We start from the raw sequence: 25,816 nt of genomic DNA, 5'->3' as shown, positions 1-25,816 counted from the left end.
GATCATTGGCTTAGCCAGTACAACCACACCCTTCCGCATCAAGCGCTTAATATGCGGCCATCAATCCCAGAAACCACATTAGAAAAACCACCAATTAGTGGCCCAGACACAGGGGGCTAGACAAGACCCAAGCGATCAAGTTGCTGCATCTGCGACCGTTAGCACTGAGTCCCTTCCGGTATAGGCTCGGAGAGGTCAATTCGAATTCGAAGCCTCAGACTCAGGTCCTCCGAAACCTCCTTGGTAAGTGTCTTGCCCTTCGCCATCCGTCTCCCGAGCGTCTCTATGAATCCATCGTAGCGTTCCTTTCCCGATGCCTGTGCGGCCTCGCGCATCTCATCGGGCAATGGCGGTGTCGTCGTCAGCCAGAACTTCACGAATAGGGCGATGGCTTCATTCCCGATCGACACGTCCCGCTCCAAGCGCTCGACCGCGCGGGTAAGTCGATCCAGACGTCGCACGATGGCGGCCTCCCGTTGATCGGCACCGTCGGGCGACAAGAACGCCGCAAGTGCGGCCTCCACGATCTGCGATTTCGAGACCTTCCGCCGCGCGGCCAACGCCTCCAACTCGGCCGATAGAGCCGGATCGAAATACACGTTCAGGCGCTCTTTCTTCACAGCCACCTCCTAGAGCTCGATCCCGTCAAAGGGATCGAGCGAGGCCTGTCTTGCGACGGTGCCGAACCGGTCGCGCATGGCTTTTGCGCGCTGTGCATCGTCTTCCGGGTCGTCATCGAGAACAGCGAACTCGCTGCGTGCAGGTGCCGCTTCGGGGGCGATGTCTTCATGTTCGGGGAGATCCGGCTGCCGACGTATGCCGCCATCGGTGTCGTCGCTCGATGACTTCCATTTCTTCGGTGGTGGCGCAGCTATTGGTTCAAGGCCGCTCCAATCGTCCGTCATGCTGCCAGCCACTCCGGCCCGCGCATTGCGATCCGGCGGCGGCACAATCCGCGCCTTGAACTGCGGGTCCGTATAGTAGCGCGCCTTGTCTGCGCGCACCGGCGGCGCGCCGGAAACCAGGACGATCTCCTCGGTGGGCGGGAGCTGCATCATCTCGCCGGGCGTCAGAAGCGGCCGTGCTGTCTCCTGCCGCGAGACCATCAGATGCCCAAGCCAAGGCGACAGCCTGTGGCCCGCATAGTTCTTCATCGCCCGCATCTCGGTCGCTGTGCCAAGCGCGTCCGACACACGCTTCGCTGTGCGCTCGTCATTTGTCGCGAAGGCGACGCGCACATGGCAGTTGTCGAGGATCGCGTTGTTCTGCCCGTAGGCCTTCTCGATCTGGTTGAGCGACTGGGCGATCAGGAATGCCTTGATCCCATAGCCGGCGATGAAGGCGAGCTGGCTCTCGAAGAAGTCGAGCCGTCCAAGTGCTGGAAACTCGTCCAGCATCAGCAGCATGCGATGGGTGCGCTTGGCGTGCAGGTCTTCGGTCAACCGTCGACCGATCTGATTGAGCACGAGACGGATCAGCGGCTTGGTGCGCGATATGTCCGATGGCGGCACCACGAGGTAAAGCGTCACCGGCCTATCGCCTGTCACGAGATCGTCGATCCGCCAGTCGCAGCGGCGCGTGACCTTGGCGACGACTGGGTCACGATAGAGCCCAAGAAAACTCATCGCCGTCGAGAGGACGCCCGATCGTTCGTTCTCCGACTTGTTGAGAAGTTCCCGCGCGGCCTGCGCGACGACTGGATGCGGGTGATCGCCGAGATGCGGCGTGCGCATCATCGCCGCGAGCGTCGACTCGATCGGGCGCTTCGGATCGGAGAGGAAGGCTGCGACGCCTGCCAGCGTCTTGTCCGCTTCGGCATAAAGCACGTGCAGGATCGCGCCGACGAGAAGCGAATGGCTGGTCTTCTCCCAATGGTTTCGTCGTTCGAGCAGGCCTTCGGGATCGACCAGGATGTCGGCGACGTTCTGGACGTCTCGCACTTCACTGTCGCCGCGTCGGACTTCGAGCAGCGGATTGTAGGCCGCCGAGTTGGGATCGGTTGGATCGAAGAGCAGCACGCGGCTTAAGCGGGAACGGTAATTCGCCGTGAGCTGCCAGTTCTCACCCTTGATGTCGTGGATGATCGCCGAGCCCGGCCAGGTCAGGAGCGACGGTACGACGAGCCCGACGCCCTTGCCGGAGCGCGTCGGCGCGAAACAGAGCACGTGTTCGGGGCCGTCGTGTCTAAGGTAGCGGGCCTGGTAGCGTCCGAGCACGACACCATCATCGACGAACAATCCCGCCGCGCGCATATCGTTCTCGGTCCCCCACCTGGCGGAGCCGTAGGTGGTGACATTGCTCGCTTCGCGGGCGCGCAACACGGAGAGAAAGATCGCGACACCGACGGCAGCGATACCACCGGCTCCGGCGATGATCGCGCCTTCCGTGAAGACGCGTGGCGCATAGGCATCGTACCAGTACCACCAGACGAAGACCTTCCAGGGCGCGTAGATCGGCAGACCGGAGATCGTCGTCATCGGCTCGCCGAGCTCGGATTGAAAACCGAGCCGGAACGCCACCCATTCCGTCGCCGCCCAGACGAAGAGCAGCGCGACGGTTGAGACGATGAGGATCTGACCCCAGAGGATGGCGGTGGCGGGTGATGCGTGTTTCTTCGAGGTCATAGGGTTCTCCGGCGTCAGATCGACAGACCGCGCTTGCGTCCGAGCGACCAGTCGATGCCGCCGCTCGCCGTGACGGTCCCTGAGACGGTCTGGCCGAGATGCTTTTCGAGCTGGGGTTTCCAGGGGACGAGTTCGAAGCCCATCCCGTCATCGATCATCGCGAAGCGGCCCGACGCGAGATCGAGGCGTTGGCGATACGTGCCAGCTACGGCCTCGCCGTCATTAGACTTTTTGAACGGCAGGCCGGTGTCATCAACGATTTTGCTTGCAGCTCTATCGAGATCGCGTTGGCGCAGTGTCTTAAGGAGATCGCGCGCGAAGGTGACGCGCTGGCCTTGCCGCATTGCGAGGCCCTGGCCGATCAGGTGCTCAGCGCGTTTCTCAAGGGTGTCGCGGACTTCGGCACCGAATCCACTTTGCGCAAGCGGCGCACGGGCCTTGGCGAGCGCCAGCCGATCAACCCAGGTCGCGCCGTTGGCATCGACTTGTTTGTCGAGCGCGATATCCGACCGGCCGACCAGCGCGAGGCGCTTGACCCCGCCATCCTTCCCGGCCCAACTCCGCGTCTCGACGATACCGCCGACCGGCGTGTCGCCGGTGAGATCGAGATCGCGGAACCGCAGGTGATGGAGACGCCCGTCGACACTGTCGATGATCGCATAGGCTTCGCCGGAGAGTTCGTTGTGCAGGCCGCGATCGACCAGTTTACCGAGGACCGGGTCGTCCGGTTGTCCCTCGACGGCGAAGTCGGATGTCGCCCGCGCCTGACCGCCCATCGCCCGGTGCATCGTCTTGATGATGTCACCGCGCAAGGCCAGGTCGCGCAGCGTCTCTTCCATGCCCGGCTTGAGCTGCCAGACGGAAGGCGCGAGTTTGTCCGCGAGCCCGAACCGTTCCAGTGTCTGCGCCCGGCCGATCATCCGGCGCTTGAGGTCTTTGTCGTCTAGATCGGTCGCGCCGGGCCGCAAGTCGGCGACGCCGAGCGTGTCATCTGCATAGGACCGGAGCGCGCGATCCAGGCCGGTCCAGCGCTCGGCTTTCACCTCCACATCGAGACCGGCGGCGATGTCCTTCTCGGTTCGTGGTCCGAGTTCGAGCTCGACGAGTTCCTCGGCACGGCCGCGCAGGCCGCGGCTGATGTAATCGCGCGAGATGACGAGGTCTTTGCCGTCATCGGCCTTGCCGCGCACCAGCACATGGACATGCGGATTGTCGGTGTTCCAATGATCGACCGCGACCCAATCAAGCTCGGTGCTGAGATCGTGTTCGGCCTGGGCCATGAGGTCACGGGTAAAGGCGCGGAGATCCTCCATCTGTCCGGCGTCTTCTGGTGAGATTATAAAGCGGAAATGGTGGCGGTCGTCTTCGGTGCTGGTGGCGAAAGCGCGGTCGTCGGCCTGCTCATGCTCCTTGTCGAACATGGCCGCATCCCGGCCGTCCTTGGTGACGCCCTCGCGCTTCAGATAGTCGAGATGCTTGGCGAACGGCGCCGATCTGAACTTCTGGCCGCGATGTCGGACGATCCGCGCATTTACCACGACCCGTCGCTGCGTTCGCGCGAGGCCGCGGGAGACTCTGACGAAGCGTCCGCGCCCGAAGGTCGACCGTCCAGCCCGACCTCCGCTCGTCCTGAAATGATTGCCAGTATGCCCCGCATTCTTCGCGGCACGCATGACCTGTCCGACGAAGCTTTTCGCGCGCCTCGCCGAGGGCCCCTTGTCACGGATGCGCCCCGGCTTGATGCGGATGTCGTCATCGCGCTGGCTCATGCGAAGACTTCCGCAAAATCAGGCATGGCACGGCGAAAGTTGTCTGCAATCAGGGGTATAGCTGTATGCGCAGCACTATACCCAAGTGCGCAGCACGCAAAAACCCTAACAACAACAACGCCGTAGATGCCTTGCGCGCCCGGCCTTTTATCTTGCCCTCCCGTCGTTGAGTTGGGCTGCAATCCTCCGCCTGCCGCATTCCATACGAAGCAGCACGACGTAACGGGGTGGAGCCAGATCGCTGCGGTCATCGGTCTGGCTCCACGGTTCTGGAGATAAAAAGCGAGTTCGGTTGGTGGTCTTGTGAACGGGGCTGTATCGGGTCATATGCGATCTGAACATTGACTGGTGTGCGGTCAGAGGCGACTCTGCGTTGCGTTTCACGCGAAGCTGTGAGGGGTGCAAAAAGCGGGGCAGCTTGCCATCGGTCGGCAGAAACCGTGCGGATCGGCTGCAACGGCGCCGCATCGGAAAACCCAAGTTCTTGCGAAAGGGCGGCAACGTAGCGGCGTGTCTCGCGTGGCAGAGTGCGCCCGGTTCGTAGGTGCTCGGCATACCGTCCGGGGCCCGCATTATAGGCAGCCAAAAAACCCGGCGAGCCGAACTGGTCGTACATTTGGCGGAGGTAAGCCGCGCCCGCGAGGACGTTTTCGCGGCGGTCGAAAGGGTTCGAGCCAAAGCCATGGGCAGCGCTCAGCTCCGCCCAGGTTCCTGGCATGATCTGCATGAGGCCCATTGCACCGGCGCTGCTAACGGCGCGCGCATTGCCCGCGCTTTCTGCCTGCATGACGGCTCGTATCCAGTGCTGCGGAATGCCGAACCTGCGTGCTGCTTCTGCAATATGGATGTCGATGGATTGCTGGTCAGCTGCAGTAGTCGTGTGATTCTTGGCGATTACGGTCGACGGTGCTTTAGTGACCGGTGCCCAGAGGCCCAGCAAGAACGCGGTTGTGACAATCGCATACCTACGGCTGTGGGAGGGTTCGGCTCTACGCATCTTCTGCCCCTCCATGTGTCCAAAGGGGGATGGCGCGTCCGAGGATTGCGTCCGCCGGAAGCGGACCAAAGTACCGCCCATCGAGGCTGTCCGGCACATCTGCGATCAGCAGGAAAACTTCGTCGGGCGCTAGAGTGATGCAGCCCGTCCAGCGAGGGAGAGCGCGATCGTGTCGATCGGCCAGCGCTGCTTGGGCAACAGGCGTTCCGTCGATGCTGATATCGGTTTCGTCGCGGCAGACGGTCATGCCAGAGACGGCAGCAACACGTTTCAGGAGCAGCGTATTCGCGCCAATGTAGCAGCGTTCTACCGTCCAGGATGCGACCTCCTCCGGCAAACGCAAGGCAACAAGGTCGCCAAGCGATCGCTCGTGCGAACGCCGAACCAGGTACAATCCAAGCGGGACGCTAGCCGTGGCGTTCCAGACCAGCCGCGGGGCACGGTCTATATGTGCCGCTGCGAGCAGGCCAAGGGACAAGACGACTGCGAGGAGGGGAGGCACAGCCGCGATCATGTCGAAATCATCCGGCGCTTCAGCCATGCCGCGTGTCGGGCAGGGATGTAGGCTCGGGGCTCCAGTGTGGCGGTCAGGCGGTTGTGAACATGCCGCCAATGGTCCGGACAGACCTCTTCTGGCGCAATGCCATAACTCTCGACAGTGTCGATCGACCGCAAGGCGGCTTCGACTTTCGGCCACCCGGAGAGGCGGAGCAGAAGCTCGCCGCCCGGTGTGACGCAGGGGACTGTAGAGCAAGGGTCTTGCGCGCGGACTGCCCGCAGTATGTCGATCCTGCTCTCAACGGTGCCATAGTCGTTCGACGACCACCGCACGAACGCGAAAACCGAGCCAGGGGCAAATGCGACCCGTTTCTCCGAACTGGTCAGTACGGTTTCCTCGGCGATCCGACCGAAACGGATCCAGCGTTCGACGCGCCCTTCCATCCATGACAGGTGGACGATTGTCTGCACTGCCTCAGCGCCCCCGTCGCAGATAGGCTGGCGAAATGGCAGCGTGCCGCTTGGCAGGTAGGACGCGGTCCTCGCAATTATCCGAGGTCGAGGTCTTCTCGCCCCGTGTGACCCAGGCCCGCAGATCGTCGATCGCATAGACGACACGTCCGCCGATCTTGGAGTATCGCGGCCCGGTCCCGTACGTACGGTGTTTCTCGAGAGTGCGACCAGACAAGCCGAGAAAACGAGCGGCTTCCGGGGTTCTGAGGTAGCGGGGCGGCAATCCTTCGTTGGGGGCGGGCATTTGAGCGTCTCCGGTTGCGGTGTCTCGCGGCGGCGCGCCGCGGGCTGTCGGAGGGCATCAAAACGGAGAAGGACAGCAGGCAGGGATGACGAAGGTGAAAACGCGGAATCGTCACCCGCTAAGACGGCCGCAGGTGGCGGCCACAAATGACGATGCATAGGGCTTCCTAGGAGACTCACTTGCGCGGTTTGTTGCGTCCCGTTGGACCCCTACCGAGAAGGAGAAAGCGATATCCCTTGGAGGTCAGGTGCGTACCGTGAGCCGACAGACGAATGACCTGGGCCTTCAAGGAACTGGTCTTCCAATGTTCCCGCGATACGGCATCGGCGCCGAAGATCTGCCGAGCGATCGTCTGGTAGCTGGCGCGGTCGTGGCGCGCATCGAGCGTACGAAGCGCCAACAGAATGCGGCGACGCTGTTGCGGCGTCAGAGGCGCCCGCGCTCTTGTAGAGGTCAAAAGCAGAGTGCGTAGCGTCCTGATCGTCTCGAGACGCGCTTCCCAATGCTCGTCCAGCGGCACCAGAATACCGACCGGACGGCTCAGGCTGGTTGGCTCCAAGACAAGTAATGCGCCGCTCGACAAGCGCACGAACATCAACCCATCTGCGGTTCCGATGATGGTTACATCATTTGCATTGAGGTGCGTCGAAGCAGTGTTATCACCCGGAAGCGGTGCAACGAAACCTACCGCTGCGGGAGCGATCGATGGAGTCCAGAACACGGGTGCATTGGGAGCTTCGATGTTCGGATCAACCGGGAAATCGTAACCCCCATGCAGCCGGCGATTTCAGTCCGTCCCTCATCTGCGGGTAGTCAGCGCGGTATCGCGCGTTGCGTCGCAAGCACTCCCAAGCCAAGCCGGAAACGTCTAAGTTGTCGAGGTAATCGTAGTCCGCCGCGTTTCTCCAGTCGGAGGCCATGACACCGCCCTCGCGTGGGGATGAAAATCCCTTCGGAGATGTCTGCATCTAACAAACTTTTTCGAGTGGTAGATCTGCTAGGTGACAGCAAGCGCTTTAGCCGCGTCCCGATTTAAGCATGAATCGAAGATAACCATCTTCAGCAAGCTCATGCGCTGCATACAACTCGTCCATGTATATTTGTCTCGCGATATCAGGATCTGCAGTAACGTCAAACTCCAGAAGCAAACTCGCAATCTCTTTCCAATCCGCGCCCTCCGCTTCTGCATCAAGCAGTCTCAAGTACTTCTTGAGATCGTCGGTAGTGTGCTGCTTGCCATTTTGGTCGGACAACATACCAAGCGCCGTTAAAAGGGGTGATCAGATGAGAGTTCCGTCAAAGCGTGGTAATCTTTAATGCAGAGTATACTCCGTGGTTAAATACACGACAAGAGGTCTGACTACTGCACATGAGCAGCAGGCAGATCTTGGCAAGAAACCTAAAAGCCTTCAGACGCGAGGCTCGCGTGTCGCAGGAAGAACTTGCCCATAGGGCCAACCTCGATCGAACGTACATAAGTGCCTTGGAGCGTGAGCTTTATGCCGCAAGCATAGACGTACTTGATCGTATTGCGTCCGTACTCGGCGTCTCCGCATGCGCCCTTATTGATCCCGAAACCAAGCGATAAAGACTATGGAGCGTTGAGCAAAACGCGGATCAGAACGGGCTGAACCAATCCGTCGGTTCGTACGTATCTTGGGTTACGGATCCCGGCGATCTATCGAAATCTGAATAAGTTGGCTCTCTCGACTGAGACTTCGCCTCAAAGTGCTCGTCGCGTGGCACATCTGTCGACATTTCGGGCTGCTCATCGTCTTTAAACTCAAAGTGATCCTCGACCATGCTAAACGTTAGCTCGCGTTGAATATCTTTCTGCTTGGTTTGATCCGTTTCTAGCGTTGAGACCTGCGCTTTCTTAGTTTCGAACACTGTTTTATCGTCTCGGCCGGACTGCCTGTGGGTCGCGTCTGGCTTCAGAACTGGTTCGCGGTGGTCTGCCCGTCGAGTATCGTTGGGAGCTTCTGTCCAGAGGAAATTGGGTTCATCTTTTTCGAACTCAACGGGCCTTGGGGCAGTCTCTAGACCGTGGCCAAGGTCTTTGTCAGAGACATTGACATGCCAATCGGCCTCCTTCAACTCGTCCTGCCCATCGAGGTATTCGGTTGTCTCCAATGCAGCAGCAGCGGGTTTATGGGCAAATTGATCGTTTTCATTCAAGCGGTCCGCGTCAGGGCTCCAGTCTTTCCATGGCGCCGACGGAAGCAAGCTCCGACCGTCTGAATTTAAACCATACCCGCCCTTTGACGCTTCACCCTCTTGATCAGTTGGCTTTAACTCTGGTTCCGGTTTTTGCGCTTCAAAGAATGGCGGTGCTTTCTTGTGGCTCGGATGCGGATTGGGGGACGACAAATAGCTGAAGGTTAGCGGATCCGGTAAGTCTAGAACGCCCGGCACTCCGTCCTTAGGCGGAACATAAAGTGGACTGTCCTCCGGCCAGAGGCCCAGTTGTGGGTTCAATGAAGATGGGACCCTGCTCCACACCAACGATCCATGCCGATCCTCCGCTGCAAAGAGGTCACCAAATTCACCTGGGTGGCCAGACATCTCGTAAAACTCTGCGACAAGGTCGACGCACGCCTCAGTCAATACACTGTAATTGTAAGTTGTATTCTCCAAACTGCGGGCTTGGTTAAGCAGATCAGCGTAGGCGGCTTCATCAAGCGGAACCGAGGCCCAGGTCACTGTTCCAGCCGCCACTTCGGCAAGATGATATGCGCTCTCATCCAGGTAGATGCCGTCATCAGGCACTGACGGGAGAGTTTGAGGAAGACCTAGCTTCGGTGTCTCAAGGAGAATGTTGGCTCCCAGGGTGAATTGATGGTCGCCGTTAGAATAGAATGACACGTTCGCGTGTCCGATGGTGCTGTTATTGTAGATGTTGACCCGCATTTCCAATGTGGTCATCGCGCTTCTCCGCTGATCACGTAGAAAGAAAATCCATCACATTCGTTCGTTTCGACCTCGACCCTCGACGGTGCTAGAAGCGCGTTGGCATCAGCCTCAATGTCTGAGAAGCCGCCTTCTTCACCCACAAGCCAATCGGCAAATGGCGGTGCGAGAGCGTCGGCGGTCAACGCTGGTTCACCACTGAAGAATGAATAGGCCGTGAAGCTTGCGCCCTGCTCCCCCAGTCGATCACGGGGCACGAGTACCAGGCTGAGCAGATATCGAGTTGGGTCGGATCCAGCGATCGTGACTGGAACCTCGCATGTCGGGACCCATCCGTCATGTAAATCGGGCGCAGCAAGCGTGATCGCTGGTACGGCGGCTTCGGGCCGTACGACTTCGCCAAGAGCCGCCATACTATGTGCCCGGTGAACAATGTCGGAAAGAACGCGGGCCAAGTCGCGATGACGTTGATCAAAAAGGAGGTCAGCGCGCACGTTGCTGATCGCCAGGACGCCAATCATAGCAATCGCCGCGATGCCCGCTAAGAAGCCTAGTTTGCGAGATTTCCTCATCTGTATATCTGTCCTTGGACGGTTGCCCGAACCACGGCCTGTAGGGTGTTGGCTACCCTAAGTCGCGCGCGTGCGTCTGACATGTGCTTGGCTACTGTGCTTCTGTGGAGCCCCATGATCTCAGCGATATCATCGATGGTTTTGCCGTCACCCGCCCACTCCAGGACCTCGCCCTGCCTTTTAGTCAGCTCAGAACCGTTTGGGATGTCGGGCACAAGCCGTATAACAAGATCAAAGATGCTTAAGGTGCTGAGGAGAAGTGACCTGTTGCGCGACCAAATTCGGTCCACTTCTGCCTGCTCCGACATATCATCGGCGCTTAACCCATATCCGGATACAAGCCCCGTACTCCGAGAGCCGAGGCTGACGGTATAGCCGTTTACGAGACCGAGGTCGTTACAGCGGTCATGGATCTCGACCTGCCTTGGATTCAATTGACCACGAGACTTGAGCCTGCGCGTGAGATCCCAACTGACGGCACCTTCGCTGTATAGCGCCCATTGCGTATTGACGTCAGAGGTGAACGCATTGCCATCAATGAAGAAGCGGTCGAACTCCTCGCCGTAGCTGGATTTGACAATGGTATCGTCCGGCGAATGGTCGTGATTGGCACTGCGCCGACGCGCACCCGCATAAAAGATGCGCCGAAAGCCACATTGCTCTACGTCTTCATGCAACTTCGACCACAGGCCCGCTGCGTCTCTTATCGAAAGATAGGGTTCAACAATCGAAATCGGTGTTTGCATAGGATGGCTCGCTTTGGCCACCCTTCCCAATTTGCAGCGTAACACGCAGCGTTTAGTCTGCGTACTGATTGAAGGCTAAAGCGCGTTTTCGGCGAAATCGTACCGCTGTTGCATAGCATACCGCTTGGGTTGGGAACGGCCGGGATTGGCCCGGCCGACCCAAAGCACTACTGGTCGTTGCTTCGGCGACCATTTGGCCGTGACCAGATGAGGCTGAAGGTCTCTTCGCCGCCTTCGATCACCGTATCGTCGAAGAGGTTGGCGTAGATCGGCTGGGTGAAGCTCGGATCGTCGAGCTTGAGGCTCAGGTAGTCGCGGCCCTCGGTCGAGCGCTTGGACCAGGCGGCGCCGATCTCAGCACGGCCGACGAAGACGCGGTGAGAGGGGGCGTTGTCGTTCGGGGTGCTGTCCTCGGGGACGATGCGGACGGCTTTCGCCTGCACGCTCAGGGTGACGATTTCGCCGACGTATTCGCGGCCGGTCTTCTTGAAGGTTCCGATGGTGGCCATGTCATATCTCCTTTTGGCTTGTCCGAGCCCGCGCCATTCGCGGCCTCGATGGCGATCGTCAGGACCGGGGCGATCCGCCGACGCAGCCCCTGTGGCCCGCAGCGCTAGCGGAGGACGGCGAGGCCGGTCTTTCTTGTTCCGCGATGAATGGCGGACCCGATATTGTTCGGGGGCGCCAGGGGAAGAAAGTCCGGACCGGCCGTTGCGGCCTAGGCGGTCGAGGCGTCAGCCGATCCCGGTCAGATCAGCCGCTGAGAGGCCCGCAAGGGACGCGTGGCTTCATGCCATGGAAGAGGGGATGACAGGCTACCTCTGGACCGCGCAAGACCCCGGCAGCGGACGTCGTGCAAAGACAGGTTTTAGCGTGCAGGCGGAAACGGTGCATGTCCCGAACGTGCTTCGGTACTCCGGGATTGCCCCCTCTCGCCGTGTCTGTGTTTGTCTGCCGTGATATTCGGTCTGCCGGCGATGCAGGTGCATGCGCGACCGGGGCCATGCGCCATGACGTGGGTTTCGGCGATCTGGCTTTGCTCAGCCGATCCTGCCCAACCGCAAAGCTGCTGTGTCGGCGAGGATCGAGACCTTTTGCAGCAATCGGTTGCGGCGCACGCTGACGATGTGGCGGGACGGCAGGCACCGGCGCAAGCTTCACAGGGCGTTCAGCGTTCGTCGAAAGACCTGTGCGGATGCGGGTCGGACAAGGCGTTGACCTCGGACCAGCCCGATACCCGCGCCCAAGCGGTCCCGCTCACGACCAGCGCGCCCAGCCAAGACAGGAGGGTGATGGTCGCGGCGCCCGCGCTGCCGAATTCGGCAAGACCCTTTGCCGCATGAAACCCGGCGATCCTGGCGGGGACCGCGTAGATCAGCCCGATGGCGAGTTTGAGAGGAACGGACCGGATGCGGTCAAAGGCGAATTCCCCCAGAGCCGCGATGAAGCCGCCGATGAAGAGGCCCGCAATGATCGACAGGAAGACGCCTTGGCCGGACTCATACAGATACATGCCGGACGTCAGGCCGATCGCGAAGGGCAGGGCGTAGACGGCCAGGTTGAACAGGATCCAGCAGAGCGCACCAAGGCCGAACAGCGTGAAGAGGGTGGAGAAAAACATGAGGCACTCCTTTCGAGAACAAGGATCGCGCCGCCACCTCCTCCATTGGCACGGGCGGATCATAGCAGAAAACGGCCCGCCCCGGGAGAGTTCGGGGCGGGCGTCGGCGGAAATCCAGTCATGCCGTTGGGGCAGCTTTCGGCCGGAAGTCGAATAGCGGAATGCCCATCGTGCGGGCCTTGTCGGCGAGATTTTCCGTGATGCCTGAGCCCGGGAAGACGATGAGGCCGATGGGCAGAGTGTCGAGTAACTGGTCGTTGCGCTTGAAGGGGGCCGATTTGCCGTGCCGCGTCCAGTCGGGTTTGAAGACGATCTGCGTCACGGCGCGATTGTCAGCCCAGGCAGTGGCGATGCGCTCGGCCCCACGCGGCGCGCCGCCGTGCAACAGGACCATGTCGGCGTGTTTCGCGTGGACGCGGTCGAGCGCCGCCCAGATAGCTGTGTGATCGGTACAGTCGAGCCCGCCGCTGAAGGCGATCTTCGTGCCTTGCGGTAGCAGCGGTTCCAGATCGGCCCGGCGCTTGGCGGCGATGTGATCGCGGCTGCCGATCAACGAGGCGGTCAGGGTGCGCCGGTTCACGTGGCTGCCTGTGCGCGGGTGCCAGGTCTGGCCGAGATGCGCCTCGAAGCCCTCGGCCGCAAGATCGCGCATGGCCTCAAAGGCATTGCGCCGCTCGATGAGCGTGATGCCCTCCGCGATCAGGGTCTCGAGCTCGACCGAGCGAACTTCGGACCCGTCCTGTTCGCGCTGTGCCCGTTTCTGCGCCTGTTCGTTGCTGTCGAGTTCGCGGCCGGTCCGGGTCGCCATGCGGTGGAAAAGGTTCGTGGTGGACCAGAGCAGGTCTTCGAGGTCGGGCTCCAACCGCGTGTCGGACAGCGTCAAGACGAGCGCGTCGAAAATGTCGGCGACGGCGGTGCGAATGGCGTCGAGCTCCGGCAGGGGGCGGGGATCGGGCTCGTCGGTGAAGGGGCGCCAGCCGTAGAGCTGCAGTTCCTCGAGCACGACGGCGGTGGAAGATCGGGTTTGAAGATGTGTGTCGGTCATGATGTCGTCTCCGTTTGTCGAAGACCGCGCCTCTCGCGGCCTTCCCGGGCAACGGAAAAGCGGGGGCCGGACGGGTCTGCATTCTCAGGGGTCCCCGTCGCGCCCGCGCGATGGGGTGGAACCGAAGCGCAGCGGAGGACGGCCATGGCCGTTGCGGGCCCGTCCGGGCTCTGCTCCGTTTTGCCCGCTCTCGGAAGGCCGGAAGGCGTGGCTCTGATCGCGGAGGCGCTGGCCGGCTGCGCCGACTCCGATCAATCCTCGGCGTGGTCGAGGAAGGTCACGGCATCCTCGGGCGCCAGTTGCGGACGCAGATGCGCGCGCAACGCGTCGCGGCCATTGGCCCGCAGATCGTCATTGATATCGCCGAGACAGGGGGAGAGATGGACGGCGTCGATCCCGGCCCCGATGGCCCGATGCGCCAGTTGGTCCGCGGCGGACAGGCCCGCCGGGTCGGCATCGACGGCGATGTAGAGGCGGCGAAGATCGGCGGGCAGCTGCAGGGCTGCGAGATGATTGGCGGACAGAGCCGCCACCGCAGGCAACTCCGGCAGGGCCAGATGCAGGGAGAGCATGGTCTCAAGCCCTTCGCCTGCGGCCAGCACGCTGACCGGTTTGCCGATGCGAACACCATAGCCGAGGAGATTACCCATCGCCTTGCGCGGTGGAATGACCGGGGCCTTGTCCGCAGTGGCGGGGTCAAGCCAGGTGCGGTGCAGGCCGGTGAGCCGTCCATCGAGGTCCGTTACCTTGGCGAGCAGGGCGGGCCAAGTCTCGGGCGGATCGTTCAGTGCGTGATCCTCGCGCCAATAAAAGCAGTTCGGGTGAAACCGTAGACTGTCGAGATAGCCCAGCCCGGTAAGGCCGCGTCCGGCGAGATAGCGTTCGGCCAAGGTGCCCGACATCGGCTGGCCCATGGCCCAGAGCCGCCGTGCCGCCTCAGGTGAGCCACGACTGGCTGGCGGATTGGCGGCGCGGTCCCTGTCTGTCTGCGGCAGGCTGAGAAACCTGCGCGCTTCGTCCAGCGCGTCCCTCAGGGTGGTGATACCCATGTTCAGGGCGATCAGGTCCAGAAGGTCCCCGTGCTGCCCGGTTGCGGAATCGGTCCATTTTCCGGCGGCACCGGGACCATAGATCGGACCGGTCAGTCTGACATAGAGGCTGCGGCCTGGTGTGTTCTGCACATCGCCAACAACCCAGTAGCGGCCCTGTTTGCGCCCGTTCGTGAGGTAGTGACGGCAGACGGCCTCGGCATCCTCGGCAAGGCGGCGGGCGATGTCGGCGGCGGGGCTGTGCATGCTTTGTGCCTCCTGTCGTGGATAGAAAAAGGGGCCCGCCATTTCTGGCGGACCCCGGCTGCCGAAACTCGGGGGGAAGGAGCTCCGACCTGCTCGAAGGTCACTCGGCGGCGGTTCAGGCGAAGGCGTCACCGGCGACGGGATCATCTTCCCCCGTAGGCTCGGAATCTCCGATAGCCGGTGCGCCGCCGTCTCCCGCCGATTGCGCTTCGCCGGTGTCGGGATCGTCTTCCGAAGGGTCGTCGTCGGAGCGGTCCGCCTCGTCGACCAGCTCGATTTCCGGGGCATCCTCTTCCGGCAGCGGCGGCGTGCGCAGAGGTTCGGGCAGCCAGCCGGTGCCCAAGAGCAGGTCCTCGGCAGCGGTCACCATCTCGGCCTTTTTCAGCCCGGCGATCCCGTCAGCGGCGTCCTCACCTTTCGCCTCGCGCACGGCCTCTAGGATGCGGGCCTTGGTCACGCGGCCGAGGTAGCTGTCACCGGTGGCCGTCCAGCCCGCCTTGGCCATGTCGAGCCCGACGGTCCCGGCCAGCACATCCGCATGCGCGATGGCGCGCGGTCGGCGCTGGTAGGGATCGTGGACGGTATTGACGCTCATCGCCACGCAATGGGCGAAGAGCGCCTCGCGGCTGCAGCTGTCGAATTCGGTCAGCGACTCCCAGAGGTCCTCGGATGCCTTCGGCAGGTTCCGTGCCCAGTTCTCGTGGCGCTGGTCGATGGCCTGCGCATAGGCTGTGTCGCCGAGGCCCGGCACCTGCGATCCAAAGGCGGCATTGCGCGGTTCGATCTCGATGCAGCTGTCGACGGCGTAGCGATAAAAGAGCCGCAGGACCATCGCGTGCAGCGCCGCGAGGAAGGCGACCTGCGGGTCCTGGGCCAGCGCATTGCGCAGCGCCAGGGTGCGATGGGCCGTCAGTTCCATGACGAGGCGGTCGGAAAGCGGTTTCAGGCCGTCTTCCTCTTCCTCCTCGTCCGTGGTAGACGCGACGGTGTCATCAGCGTCGTCGATCGGTGCCGCTTGCGGTGCGACCTCGCCAATGTCCTCCACCTCCTCGACCGGCTCGTCCTCGGGCCGCACATAGCCGCGCTCGACCCGCAGCCGCCCTGAACTGTCGATGCTGACGAAGGCTCCTGCCAGCGCGAGGTCTTCCGCCTCGAACCGGATCGGACGGGCCTCGAGTGCTTCCATCGCCTCCTCGATCTCGCCCAACCGGGCATCGACGTCCTCGGGCAACTCGTCGGCCTCCGCATGCTCGGCCTCGAGCGCGTCGTATTCGGCCTTCAGCGCCTGGTAGCTGGCGGCTTCCTCGTCGCTCATCGGCACCGCCTCGCCATGGACTCGGCACATCCCGAAAGTGTGGCCATAGGGGAACTCGGTATCGACCTCGACCCATTTCCAGCCCTCGGCACGGATCGCTTCGGCCTCCTCGGCGAGCTTCTCGCGCACCATGACGTCGAGCAGGGCGGCATCCTGCAGCCAGCCGCCATCGTCTTGCTGAAACAGGTCGCGCAGGATTTCGCCCCCGGCCTCGACGTAATCGTCGAGCCCGACGAACTGAGCCCGCTTGTCCGAGGCCCGCACCGCACCCTCGGTCAGCATGCGGCGGATCTCGTAGGGCTGCCGCGAATAGTGCCGCTGCAACGCCTCCCAGACCTGCTCCTGCCGCGCGTGATCGGGATTGACCGTGAAGGCCATGAGTTGGTCGAGCGTCATCTCCTCCTCGGCATAGGCGTCGAGCAGCGAGGGCGCGACCGCGGCGAGCTTCAGCCGCTGCTTGACCACGCTGGCCGAGACGAAGAAGGCCGCGGCGATCTCCTCCTCTGTGCGGCCGTTCTCGCGCATCGCCTGGAAGGCGCGGAACTGGTCGAGTGGGTGCAGCGGCGCGCGCTGGACGTTCTCGGCGAGGCTGTCTTCCTCGGCGAGCCCGTCTGTGCGCACGATGCAGGGCACAAGTGCTGTCTTGTTCATGCGCTTCTGCTTGACGAGCAGTTCCAGCGCCCGGAACCGCCGCCCGCCGGCGGGGATCGTGTACATGCCGGTCTCGGCGCCGCTCTCATCCAGCACGGGCCGGACGGTAATGGAACTGAGCAGCGTCCGCCGCGCGATGTCCTCGGCCAGTTCCTCGATCGACACGCCCGCCTTTACGTGGCGCACGTTCGACTGGCTGAGCATCAGCTTGTTGAAGGGGATGTCGCGCGAGGCGCTGAGGGTGATCTTCTCTTGCTTGGTCATCGGGATATCTCCGCGACGGGCCAGCCGCGAGCCTCTCTCTCGACCTCCAAACCCGTCACGAAGTCCACGGCCACCCTCTCCCTCTGGAGCGGGGGACCGCGGATAGACCGAGCGACCGGCCGGGACGATCAGGCCGACTGCGCCAGAAGTGTTTTGGCCTTGCCTTCGAGCAAGAGCCGCGCATCTTGCTGTGGCTTCGACCGCGCTACCGCCGTGATCCCCTGTACGAAGTCGAAGACGCTTTCCGGCGGACGCCCTTCCTCGGTCAGGACCGCCTCGACGATCCGCCCCGTCTCCGCCTTCGAGAACCCGCGTTTGCGCAGGAAATCCTGACGATCCTCGTCCGTCCGCGCGACGATCTTCTCCCGCGCCGCACGGATGCCATCGATGAAGGGTGCGGGCGAGGACTCGGCGAAACGGCTGAGCGCAGGCGCGGCCTCGCGGGCGAAGCGGGACGCGGCGTATTTCGAGTGCCGGATCGTGATCTCCTGGAAGTCCTCGACGCCCCAGAGGTTGCGGTTCTGGCAGACGGCGCGCAGGTAGAAGCTGGCAATGCCGAGCGCCTTGGCGCCCACCTCGGAATTCCAGCAGTAGAACCCACGGAAATAAAGGTCGGGCGAGCCATCGGGCAACAGCCCCGCCTCGATGGGATTGAGGTCATCGACGAGGAACAGGAACACGTCGCGGTCCGATGCGTAGAGCGTCGTCGTCTCCTTCGTGGCGTCAACGCGCGGATTGTAGATGCCGGTTGACCAGTCGAGCACGCCGGGGACTTTCCAGCGCGTGTCGCCGGTGCCGTTGCCCGCGATCCGCTGCACGGCGGAGACCAGTTCGTGGTCGTAGATGCGGCCATAGTCGGGGCCGGTCACGGCGCGCAGTTCCGTGCGACCGTTCGCGACCTCCATGGTCTTGATCTGCTCGGCCCGGTGATTGGTTAGCCCGTATTGCAGGTTGATGCCGGCCAGCGGCGCGGGCAGTTGCCGCAGATAGGTTGCGGGCGCACCGACGAGGCTGGAGAGCTTGCCGAAGGACCAATGGGTCGGCGCAACCGGCTCATCCGCGCCAGGCAGGACGAGGTCCAGCTTCTCCGGGTCGTCGCGGTGCGCCTCGACCCGGATCGCCGCACTCTCCACCGTGCGCGTCCGGCTCCGCTCCGCCCGGCCCTTGACCCAGGCGAAAAGGTCGTCGAGCGACAGATAGCGCTCGTCGTCCGGCCGCGAGAACCACTCGGACGACACGCGGTCCACGTTCGTGCCGCGCGACACATCCACCTTGTAGCCGCCGCTCATGTCACGCCCGGCATCGATGATTTCGCTATCCATTGGAAAACCTCCGCGACGGGCGGCCGGGAGCTTCTCTCTCAGCCTCCAAACCCGTCAGCGGGCCCGGCGCAGCCTTTGCCTCTCGGACCGAAAGCCGCGCGACAGCACCGGTCTTTGCGCTTCGCTGGACATCGCAGCCTAGACGTCTGAAGGCTGGGCCGACAGTTTGAAGAAACGAGTATTGAAGCGCTGGAACGTGCAAGATGGAGCGAAACCTCGCCGAGAGCCGTTTTTGCCAGCCTCCGGAACGCCGCGGCCTTTCCAGGGCGGAAGCCGCCGAGTACGTTGGTGTGGGAGTGTCGAAGTTCGACACGTTGGTTGCGGACGGGCGCATGCCCGAGCCCAAGCGCATCGATGGGCGTCGTGTTTGGGATAGGCGACAGGTCGACCGCGCATTCGATCTATTGGAAGGCGGCTGCGCCGTTGAGGACAATCCATGGGAACTATGAGGGCCAAGCCTGGATGAAGATGCGGCGGATGAAATACGTGGTGGAAGACACCGACCGCCACGGCAACGTTCGGGTCTACTATCGCCGCGCGGGGCATCCGAAGATCAGGCTGCGCGGTCCTGTGGGCTCGCCGGAGTTTCTGATCGATTACCAGCGCGCCGCCTCGGGTCGGGCTTATGAGGAAAAGAAGAAGAGGGACAAAGGTCAGCCAAGGACAGGGCAGCCCGGTACGCTCTACTGGCTCTGCACTCAGTATTTCAAGTCATCGATGTACCAGCAACTCGACGCCTCCACGCGGCAGGCCCGTCGGTCGATCCTCGAGCGGTTCTGCCAGAAACATGGCGATGGCGAGAAGCCCTATGCGAAGCTCCTTCCTCGCCACGTGAGGATGCGCCGCGACGAGATGATGAAGACGCCAGCAGCCGCCAACACCATGATTAAGACGCTGCGCCAGTTGTTTCGGTTCGCCGTGCGCTACGATCTGCATGACAGCAATCCGGCGGCTCAGGTCGAATACCTGAGCACGAATGCGGAAGGCTATCACTCCTGGAGCCTCGAAGAGATAGAGACCTATGAGAGGGCACATCCCTTCGGCAGCATGGCACGGCTGGCTCTCGCGCTTGCGCTCTATACCGGTCAGCGCCGATCCGACCTCGTGCGGTTCGGTTGGAAGGATGTACGGGAAGACAGCGATGGGGTGCTCTGGATTGTGTTTACGCAACACAAAGGGCGCAATCAGCATCCTGTCCGCCTTGAAATCCCGATCATCCCCGATCTTCAGCGATATCTGAGCGAGGAAAGGGTCGGCGAGCCGACCTTCCTGCTGAGCGAATACGGCAATCCCTTCACGGCGGCCGGGTTTGGCAATCGGTTTCGCAAATGGTGCGATGCAGCGGGGCTCGGGAACTGCTCGGTCCACGGCTTACGGAAGGCGGCGGCCGCACGGCTGGCTGAGCTCGGTTGCAGCGAATTCGAGATCATGGCGATCACTGGTCATCAGACTTCGAAGGAGGTCACACGATACACCAAGGGAGCGTCGCAGAAGCAACGAGCTGCAAGCGCTCTTCGGAAGCTCACAGCGCTTGGCGCTCCAACAGAAAGTGTCCCACTTTTCGTAGCCCGTCCGGGCGGTGGGACAAAACAGCTCTGTAACCATTTAGAAATAAGAAACATTTCAGGGAAATGGCAGCCCGTAGGGGAATCGAACCCCTCTTTCCAGGTTGAAAACCTGGCGTCCTAACCGATAGACGAACGGGCCACTCTTGGCGTGAGGTGGTGTCTAGAAAAACCTTGCCGGGGGTTCAAGAGGATTCTTCACGAAAGTCTCACTCAGCCCATGCTGCGTCGTCTAGGCGCAGTTGGACGCGGCTGCGGCCTTGCCAATGGTTCAATTCGATCCGGCCCGCGACATGGACCGGACGGCCATCATGGGCGGCGAGCGCGTCGAGGCCCTGGCGCACTGCGTCAAAGCAAATCGCGTCCAATGTGATGGGGCCGCCATCCCCGAGTGTTAGCTTCAGATGGCCTTCGCCGACGGGGCGCGTGTGGCGGATGCGCATGGCGGGCAGGGCGTAGCGCGGGGCAGGGGCGCTGGCGCCGAAGGGCCCTGTTGCCTCGATCTGTTCGATCAGATCGGGGGTCACAGCGGCGGGCATCAGCGTCGCGTCCAGCCGCAAATCGCTCGGCCCGCCTTGGCCCGCGCCTTGACGTTCCAACAAATCCGAAAGTTTGGCCATGGCGGGCTCCAACTGAGCGCGGCTCAGCGACAGACCTGCAGCCATGCGGTGTCCGCCACCCTTTTCGATCAGCCCCTCGGCCACCAACCTTTGGATGGACGCGCCCAGATCGACACCCGCCACCGAGCGGCCCGAGCCTTTGCCCTCATCGCCGTCAAAGCCAATGACAATCGCGGGGCGCCGCGTCTGGTCCTTGAGGCGCGAGGCGACGATGCCCACGACGCCCGGATGCCAGCCATCTTCTGCGGCCCAGACCAGCGGTGCGTCGAGCCCGCGTGCCTCGGCTTGGCCCAAGGCCGCTTCGCGCACACGTGTTTCGATCTCGCGCCGGTCGGCATTCAGTGTGTCGAGTTGGCGGGCCAGCGCTTCGGCTTCGGCCATATTGTCGGTTGAGAGGCAGCGCGCGCCCAGATCCGCCGCGCCGATCCGACCGCCTGCATTCACGCGCGGGCCCAGGACGAAACCAAGCGAATGAGAGGTGGGCGCCCGGTCCAGCCGGCCAACATCGCACAAGGCCACAAGGCCGGGGCGGGCGCGGCGTGCCATTACCTTCAAGCCTTGGCGCACCAAGGCGCGGTTCACACCCAGCAGCGGCGCCACATCGGCGACGGTGGCCAGGGCAACAAGGTCGAGCATCCCCATCAGGTCGGGGCCCATGACCCCATCGACACGCAGGCGGCGGTTGGCCTCGACCAGCACCAGAAACACCACGCCCGCGGCACAGAGATGGCCGAGCGCCCCGTCTTCGTCTTGTCGGTTGGGGTTCACCACCGCCACGCAAACCGGTAGCTCGGCCTGGGCCAGGTGATGGTCCAGCACAATAACATCAGCGCCTTGGGCGGCTGCGATTGGGCCGTGAGACAGCGTGCCGCAATCGACGCAGATGATCAGGTCATGGTTGCTGGCCAGCGCTGCCATCGCGGCCTCGTTCGGGCCGTAACCTTCGTCGATCCGGTCGGGCACATAGAGCGTGGCTTGCCGCCCAAGCCCGCGCAGCCACCAGATCAGCAATGCGGCAGACGATCCGCCGTCGACATCGTAATCGGCGAAAATCGCGATCCGCTCGCCGCCTTTGGCAGCGGCAATGACCCGATCCGCGGCAGGGCCCATATCGCGCAGGACCATCGGGTCCGGCAGCAGGTCGCGCAAGGCGGGTTCCAGAAAGCTGGGCGCGGCCTCGGGCGTGATGCCGCGTTGTGCCAGCACGGCGGCGACAGCGGGCGGAAGGTCCCCCGTCTGGATCAGCGCCTCGGCCGCGCGCGCCACATCGGGCGCTGGGCCGATCCAGCGCCGCCCTGTGAGGGACGACTCGACGCCCAAATAAGCTGTATCTCGTAGATCTTTCATTGTGACACACAATATCCTGAAATCGGACCGTGCGTATAGCCGATTCCGCAAACATCGCGGTGCATGCGTGTCTTCGCCGGGTCAGGGGCCTTCGATTAGAAGGGCATCGGTTGTCATGGCGCGGCAGAATTCACCATGGAGGTGACTAATGGCCGTATCGTGGATGGTTTGCGGATCAAGCGGCGCCAATCCATCGGCCCATCCCGTATCCGCATTGGTGCTGAAGGCGGCGCAGGCATCATGGGCCAATCGCACGTCGAAGCCCAAATTCGCGGCCATCCGTGTGGTGGTCGATACGCAATGCGGCGTGGTCAGGCCGCAGATCACAACATCACCCAAGCTGGAATGGGTTAGGTGATCTTCCAATTCGGTGCCGATGAAGGCGGAGTTGACGGACTTTTCAAAAATCGCCTCACCCTCGACAGGCGCGACTTCTGGCTTGAACGCGGTACCGGGGCCGGGCCCAAGCGGGCTGCCGGGCTCGGTGCTGATATGGCGGATATGGCAGATCGGTGCCGACATCTCGCGCCAGGCGGCTAGCAATCGCGCGGCATTGGCTTCGGCGCCGGGATTGTTGCGCGCGCCCCAGACGGGCGCGTCAAAGCCCGCCTGGATGTCGATCAGGATCAGCGCTGAGGCCATCAGAGCGCAATCCGAAAAGTGGGTACCGGTTTTCGGATCACATTGCGCGATAGGGGGATCACGCGCGCAATCCGAAAAGTGGGCACCGGCTTTCGCATTGAGTTGCGCGAACGCATGGCTCAGCCCCTCGGGTTGCGATAGCTCATCCGCCGGACGGAGCCGGTTTTCGACCGCATAAGGACTGTCTCGGTCGTCAGATGTGTGGGCTCGCGCTTGATGCCGTGCAGGATCGAGCCATCCGTGACACCGGTTGCGGCGAAGATCACATCAGCTGTCACCATATCGTCGCGCGAATAAATGCGGTCGAGCTTCTTGATGCCTGCCTTCGCGGCGCGGGCTTTTTCATCATCATTGCGGAAGGTCAGGCGCCCCCACATCTGCCCGCCCATGCATTTCAGCGCGGCGGCAGCCAGCACACCTTCGGGCGCGCCGCCCAGGCCCATATACATATCGATTCCGGTTGTCTCGGCCTCGGCACAATGAATCACACCAGCCACGTCCCCATCTGTGATCAGGCGGATCGCCGCACCGGTATCGCGCAATTCACCGATCATGTCGGCGTGCCGCGGACGGTCCAGGACACATACGGTAATGTCGGAGGTTGTGCATTGGCGTGCAGCGGCCAAAAGGCGGACACGCTCACCCGGGCTCTGGTCCAGACTAACAATCCCATCGGGATAGCCCGGCCCGATGGCCAGCTTTTCCATATAGACATCCGGCGCGTGCAGCATCGAGCCGCGCGGGCCCATGGCGATCACGGTCAGCGCGTTGGGCATATCCTTGGCGGTCAGCGTGGTGCCTTCCAGCGGGTCCAGCGCGATATCAACCTCGGGGCCGGTGCCAGAGCCGACTTCTTCGCCGATATAAAGCATCGGCGCCTCGTCGCGCTCGCCTTCGCCGATCACCACGACACCCTTGATGTCGAGCTTGTTCAACTGATCCCGCATTGCGTTCACCGCGGCTTGGTCAGCCGCTTTTTCATCGCCGCGCCCGATCAGGTTTGCAGAGGCAATCGCCGCCGCCTCTGACACGCGGGCGAGGCCCAGGGACAGCATACGGTCGTTAAAGTCGGTTTTGGCCATGGGGTTCCTTACGGCGTTGCACTACATTTCCGCCTTCGAATAGCGGGCGCGCCGCATTGCGGCAAGGTTGGGGGCGCCAATAAACCTTGTCACGGGAAAAACCGACACTTCCTTGCCGATCCTTAGGCGAACACGGCAGGGTCTTTGTGCGCCGTGCGATGCAAACTGAGGAAAATCATAGCATGTTGATCCAGACATCTCGCTTGCGGATCGGAGGTGTTGCGCCGGAAGAGGCGCAAATGCTGTCCGACTATCATCGACGCAACGCGGACCATCTCGCTCCCTGGGCGCCGACCCGCCCGGACGGGTATCACAGTGTTGAGGCATGGTTTGATCGAGCAACCGATCAGGCCGCAGCTGCGAAGGCAGGCACATCGTTTCATTATGCGCTGAGGGCGGAGGCCGATGGAGCGATCTTGGGCCTTTGCAATTTCACCAATGTCGTTCGCGGTGCCTTTCAAGCCTGCCATCTTGGCTATTCGCTTGATGGCGATCAGGAAGGCCAAGGCCTGATGTACGAGGCGCTATCAGCGCTCATCCCCCGTATCTTTGCGGATCATGGTCTGCACCGGATCATGGCGAATTACCGTCCCGACAACACACGCAGTGCGCGTCTGTTGAACCGGCTTGGCTTTGAGAAAGAGGGCTATGCCCGCGACTATTTGAAGATTGCCGGGCAATGGCGGGATCACATTTTGACATCCCGGATCAACGACGTCGGCGATGAGCGTGCGCAGGTGGTGTCAGATCTGGAAAGGCGGTGAGGAGCCACTCTGTTCAAATTCCCAGATCGCGTGCCAGGACCCATCTTTGCATTCAAGGATCAGCGCATTGCGTTGCGCGACATAGCGCAGGCGTTGGCCAGGAATGCGACGGATTCGAATCGGATGACCAGGCAAGGGTGTTTCACCAAGACGCGACAGAGCCCCCAGCGCCCGGGCCCAGCCCTTAGGCGGGGAACGGTGTGTGATGCCCGAGGCGACAAGCTGGTGCATCGGCTCGCCATTGCTCGCGGCCATCGTGGCGCGGGTGGCCAGGTGGATCTCGCCCGAGAGGATCGTGACATCTTGGCCGGGCGCCTCCTGCATGGTCATCATCGCGCGCAGCATCCGTTGCCACGAGGCCCGGTGGGCACGGCTTTGCCATTGGTCACGCAGATCGTCTTCGTATTTCTGCATTTTCGGGATCAGAACCATCAGTGCCTCAAGCACAGACAGCCGTGGCCCCAGCAGCGGAACAGACGACATCACCAATGTGCGGCCTGGGAACGGCGTTGCCGCCTGCGCTTCGATGCAGTTCCAGCCACCCTCATCCATGACTTGGCGGCGCGTCCGCTCTGACCGCAGATCGGGGGCAAGCAGACGCAACCCCGGCGTTTGGATCTGCCAGCCCAGATGATAGCCGCCGGGATCCATGAATTTCGCGGGCAAATCGCCCGCGACGGTGCCGTGCTGAAACGCCAAGGTGGCCTCGCGTGCCACCTCGAACAGGCATTGGCCCACCGGCGAGTAGGTGCGCGAGCGCTGCAATGAGCCCCAACCATCGCAAATGTCATGATCGTCCCATTGCGCCAGCGACGGCACCCGCGCCACAAGCCATGCGTAATCGGTCTGAGCCAGCTGCACCGCGTACCGCTCCAGGAAGCCTGCGCGCAGATATGCGCGAAGATCGGCGATATCATGGGGCAGGGGATCGCGCGGGATCTTGTCGGGCCAATCCTCGCTCAAGGGATGGCCCTTTGTGGCTTCATCGGCGTAGATCTGATCGCCGCCATGGAGAAGCAGGGAAAACGGCGCCTTGCGATGGCTGGCGCCAAGCCGGGCCCACATCACATTCCGTTCGGCCTCGTCCCGGGTCAGATCGCCATGTTCCTCGCCGTTGCACGACGCATAGGCGAGGCGCAAATTCCGGTCGGGTAGGCCCGCGAGATCATAGGTGGTGCCGTTCCAGATGTAAGCGGATGGCCCGTCGGCAGGCAGGCTGAACCGTGCACGGAAAACCTCAGCACCCGGATAGCCAAGCAGATATGTCGGCACGACATGTTGCTGGCCGGTGTCGATCGGTCCGGGGAGCTCGCCCGGTGGGACGACGAAGATCGCCGCCAGATGCATCTGACCATCGGTGACGTGGTCTAGGATCAGCAGAGGGCCGAGGATGCGATCAATCAAAACGCA

Annotated in this window: 26 protein-coding genes, 1 tRNA gene and 1 pseudogene; 4 read left to right on the top strand and 24 right to left on the bottom strand. The window is 62.4% G+C overall.

Annotated features, from left to right (window positions below; all coding sequences use genetic code 11):
* Positions 1–158: 158 nt before the first annotated feature.
* The 10 genes from V8J82_RS19810 to V8J82_RS19770 all read right to left on the bottom strand — a co-directional run bounded on the left by V8J82_RS19810 (position 159) and on the right by V8J82_RS19770 (position 7,901).
* Positions 159–620, bottom strand: coding sequence for a ribbon-helix-helix domain-containing protein (locus V8J82_RS19810; protein WP_339977916.1), 462 nt, complete (start codon positions 618–620; stop codon positions 159–161).
* A 9-nt stretch (positions 621–629) separates the two neighbouring features.
* Entirely contained in the window at positions 630–2,624 is a 1,995-nt protein-coding gene (locus tag V8J82_RS19805; RefSeq protein WP_339977914.1) for a conjugal transfer protein TraG, read from the bottom strand.
* Between the two features lie 14 nt (positions 2,625–2,638).
* Complete coding sequence (locus V8J82_RS19800; RefSeq protein WP_339977912.1) at positions 2,639–4,393, bottom strand: relaxase/mobilization nuclease domain-containing protein; 1,755 nt, start codon at positions 4,391–4,393, stop codon at positions 2,639–2,641.
* Between the two features lie 247 nt (positions 4,394–4,640).
* Entirely contained in the window at positions 4,641–5,333 is a 693-nt protein-coding gene (locus tag V8J82_RS19795) for a lytic transglycosylase domain-containing protein (protein ID WP_439650091.1), read from the bottom strand.
* A 49-nt stretch (positions 5,334–5,382) separates the two neighbouring features.
* A complete protein-coding gene (locus tag V8J82_RS19790) occupies positions 5,383–5,931 on the bottom strand; it encodes a S26 family signal peptidase (protein ID WP_339977910.1) in 549 nt (182 codons plus the stop codon).
* A complete protein-coding gene (locus V8J82_RS19785; RefSeq protein WP_339977908.1) occupies positions 5,901–6,359 on the bottom strand; it encodes a DUF2840 domain-containing protein in 459 nt (152 codons plus the stop codon). Before V8J82_RS19785 ends, V8J82_RS19790 begins: the two co-directional genes overlap by 31 nt.
* 4 nt (positions 6,360–6,363) lie before the next feature.
* Positions 6,364–6,645, bottom strand: a complete 282-nt coding sequence (locus V8J82_RS19780) for a helix-turn-helix transcriptional regulator (protein WP_339977906.1) — start codon at positions 6,643–6,645, stop codon at positions 6,364–6,366.
* A gap of 175 nt (positions 6,646–6,820) precedes the next feature.
* Positions 6,821–7,240 carry a DUF2285 domain-containing protein gene (locus tag V8J82_RS19775; RefSeq protein WP_339977904.1) on the bottom strand — a complete coding sequence of 140 codons (420 nt, stop codon included), beginning with the start codon at positions 7,238–7,240 and terminating at the stop codon, positions 6,821–6,823.
* Between the two features lie 154 nt (positions 7,241–7,394).
* A complete protein-coding gene (locus V8J82_RS23720; protein WP_439650090.1) occupies positions 7,395–7,565 on the bottom strand; it encodes a transcriptional regulator domain-containing protein in 171 nt (56 codons plus the stop codon).
* A gap of 96 nt (positions 7,566–7,661) precedes the next feature.
* A complete protein-coding gene (locus V8J82_RS19770; RefSeq protein ID WP_339977902.1) occupies positions 7,662–7,901 on the bottom strand; it encodes a DUF2285 domain-containing protein in 240 nt (79 codons plus the stop codon).
* Between the two features lie 113 nt (positions 7,902–8,014).
* On the opposite strand from V8J82_RS19770, the gene V8J82_RS19765 reads away from it, so the two are divergent.
* A complete protein-coding gene (locus tag V8J82_RS19765) occupies positions 8,015–8,233 on the top strand; it encodes a helix-turn-helix transcriptional regulator (protein WP_339977900.1) in 219 nt (72 codons plus the stop codon).
* A gap of 29 nt (positions 8,234–8,262) precedes the next feature.
* On the opposite strand, the gene V8J82_RS19760 is transcribed toward V8J82_RS19765, so the two are convergent.
* From V8J82_RS19760 to V8J82_RS19720, 9 genes are all read right to left on the bottom strand, one after another.
* Entirely contained in the window at positions 8,263–9,570 is a 1,308-nt protein-coding gene (locus tag V8J82_RS19760) for a hypothetical protein (protein ID WP_339977898.1), read from the bottom strand.
* Positions 9,567–10,127, bottom strand: coding sequence for a hypothetical protein (locus tag V8J82_RS19755; RefSeq protein ID WP_339977896.1), 561 nt, complete (start codon positions 10,125–10,127; stop codon positions 9,567–9,569). The genes V8J82_RS19760 and V8J82_RS19755 overlap by 4 nt, the downstream gene beginning before the upstream one ends.
* Positions 10,124–10,873, bottom strand: coding sequence for a helix-turn-helix transcriptional regulator (locus V8J82_RS19750; RefSeq protein WP_339977894.1), 750 nt, complete (start codon positions 10,871–10,873; stop codon positions 10,124–10,126). The genes V8J82_RS19755 and V8J82_RS19750 overlap by 4 nt, the downstream gene beginning before the upstream one ends.
* Positions 10,874–11,040: 167 nt before the next feature.
* On the bottom strand, positions 11,041–11,382 hold the full coding sequence (locus V8J82_RS19745) for a DUF736 domain-containing protein (RefSeq protein WP_339977892.1): 342 nt from the start codon (positions 11,380–11,382) through the stop codon (positions 11,041–11,043).
* Positions 11,383–12,041: 659 nt separating this feature from the next.
* Entirely contained in the window at positions 12,042–12,494 is a 453-nt protein-coding gene (locus V8J82_RS19740; protein WP_339977890.1) for a hypothetical protein, read from the bottom strand.
* A 118-nt stretch (positions 12,495–12,612) separates the two neighbouring features.
* On the bottom strand, positions 12,613–13,539 hold the full coding sequence (locus V8J82_RS19735) for a DUF2493 domain-containing protein (protein WP_339977888.1): 927 nt from the start codon (positions 13,537–13,539) through the stop codon (positions 12,613–12,615).
* Between the two features lie 251 nt (positions 13,540–13,790).
* On the bottom strand, positions 13,791–14,834 hold the full coding sequence (locus V8J82_RS19730) for a DUF7146 domain-containing protein (protein ID WP_339977886.1): 1,044 nt from the start codon (positions 14,832–14,834) through the stop codon (positions 13,791–13,793).
* A gap of 115 nt (positions 14,835–14,949) precedes the next feature.
* On the bottom strand, positions 14,950–17,064 hold the full coding sequence (locus V8J82_RS19725) for a ParB/RepB/Spo0J family partition protein (RefSeq protein ID WP_339977884.1): 2,115 nt from the start codon (positions 17,062–17,064) through the stop codon (positions 14,950–14,952).
* Between the two features lie 128 nt (positions 17,065–17,192).
* Positions 17,193–18,386: a DUF932 domain-containing protein gene (locus V8J82_RS19720; RefSeq protein WP_339977882.1), complete on the bottom strand. Its 1,194-nt coding sequence runs from the start codon at positions 18,384–18,386 to the stop codon at positions 17,193–17,195.
* 203 nt (positions 18,387–18,589) lie between these two features.
* Here V8J82_RS19720 and V8J82_RS19715 point away from each other — a divergent pair, with 203 nt between their 5' ends.
* Complete coding sequence (locus V8J82_RS19715; protein ID WP_339977880.1) at positions 18,590–18,835, top strand: helix-turn-helix transcriptional regulator; 246 nt, start codon at positions 18,590–18,592, stop codon at positions 18,833–18,835.
* A pseudogene (locus V8J82_RS19710) lies at positions 18,741–19,811 on the top strand (tyrosine-type recombinase/integrase); the annotation flags it as partial. The gene V8J82_RS19715 and the pseudogene V8J82_RS19710, both read left to right, overlap by 95 nt.
* Positions 19,812–20,018: 207 nt before the next feature.
* Here the strand turns inward: V8J82_RS19710 and V8J82_RS19705 are convergent.
* The 4 genes from V8J82_RS19705 to glpX all read right to left on the bottom strand — a co-directional run bounded on the left by V8J82_RS19705 (position 20,019) and on the right by glpX (position 23,642).
* Positions 20,019–20,093: transfer RNA gene (locus tag V8J82_RS19705), tRNA-Glu, on the bottom strand.
* A gap of 67 nt (positions 20,094–20,160) precedes the next feature.
* A complete protein-coding gene (gene recJ, locus V8J82_RS19700; protein WP_339977878.1) occupies positions 20,161–21,918 on the bottom strand; it encodes a single-stranded-DNA-specific exonuclease RecJ in 1,758 nt (585 codons plus the stop codon).
* 81 nt (positions 21,919–21,999) lie between these two features.
* Complete coding sequence (locus tag V8J82_RS19695; protein ID WP_339977876.1) at positions 22,000–22,560, bottom strand: cysteine hydrolase family protein; 561 nt, start codon at positions 22,558–22,560, stop codon at positions 22,000–22,002.
* Positions 22,561–22,679: 119 nt separating this feature from the next.
* Positions 22,680–23,642 (bottom strand): class II fructose-bisphosphatase, encoded by a 963-nt coding sequence (glpX, locus tag V8J82_RS19690; RefSeq protein ID WP_339977874.1) that lies wholly within the window; start codon positions 23,640–23,642, stop codon positions 22,680–22,682.
* Positions 23,643–23,824: 182 nt separating this feature from the next.
* Between glpX and V8J82_RS19685 the strand changes: the two genes are divergently transcribed.
* Positions 23,825–24,406: a GNAT family N-acetyltransferase gene (locus V8J82_RS19685; RefSeq protein ID WP_339977872.1), complete on the top strand. Its 582-nt coding sequence runs from the start codon at positions 23,825–23,827 to the stop codon at positions 24,404–24,406.
* On the opposite strand, the gene V8J82_RS19680 is transcribed toward V8J82_RS19685, so the two are convergent.
* Positions 24,386–25,810, bottom strand: coding sequence for an alkaline phosphatase D family protein (locus V8J82_RS19680; protein WP_339977870.1), 1,425 nt, complete (start codon positions 25,808–25,810; stop codon positions 24,386–24,388). The genes V8J82_RS19685 and V8J82_RS19680 overlap by 21 nt on opposite strands.
* Positions 25,811–25,816: the final 6 nt, after the last annotated feature.

The organism is Gymnodinialimonas mytili, from assembly GCF_037544085.1.
GTDB lineage: Bacteria > Pseudomonadota > Alphaproteobacteria > Rhodobacterales > Rhodobacteraceae > Gymnodinialimonas > Gymnodinialimonas mytili.
This window is presented reverse-complemented; position numbering and strand designations above follow the sequence as displayed.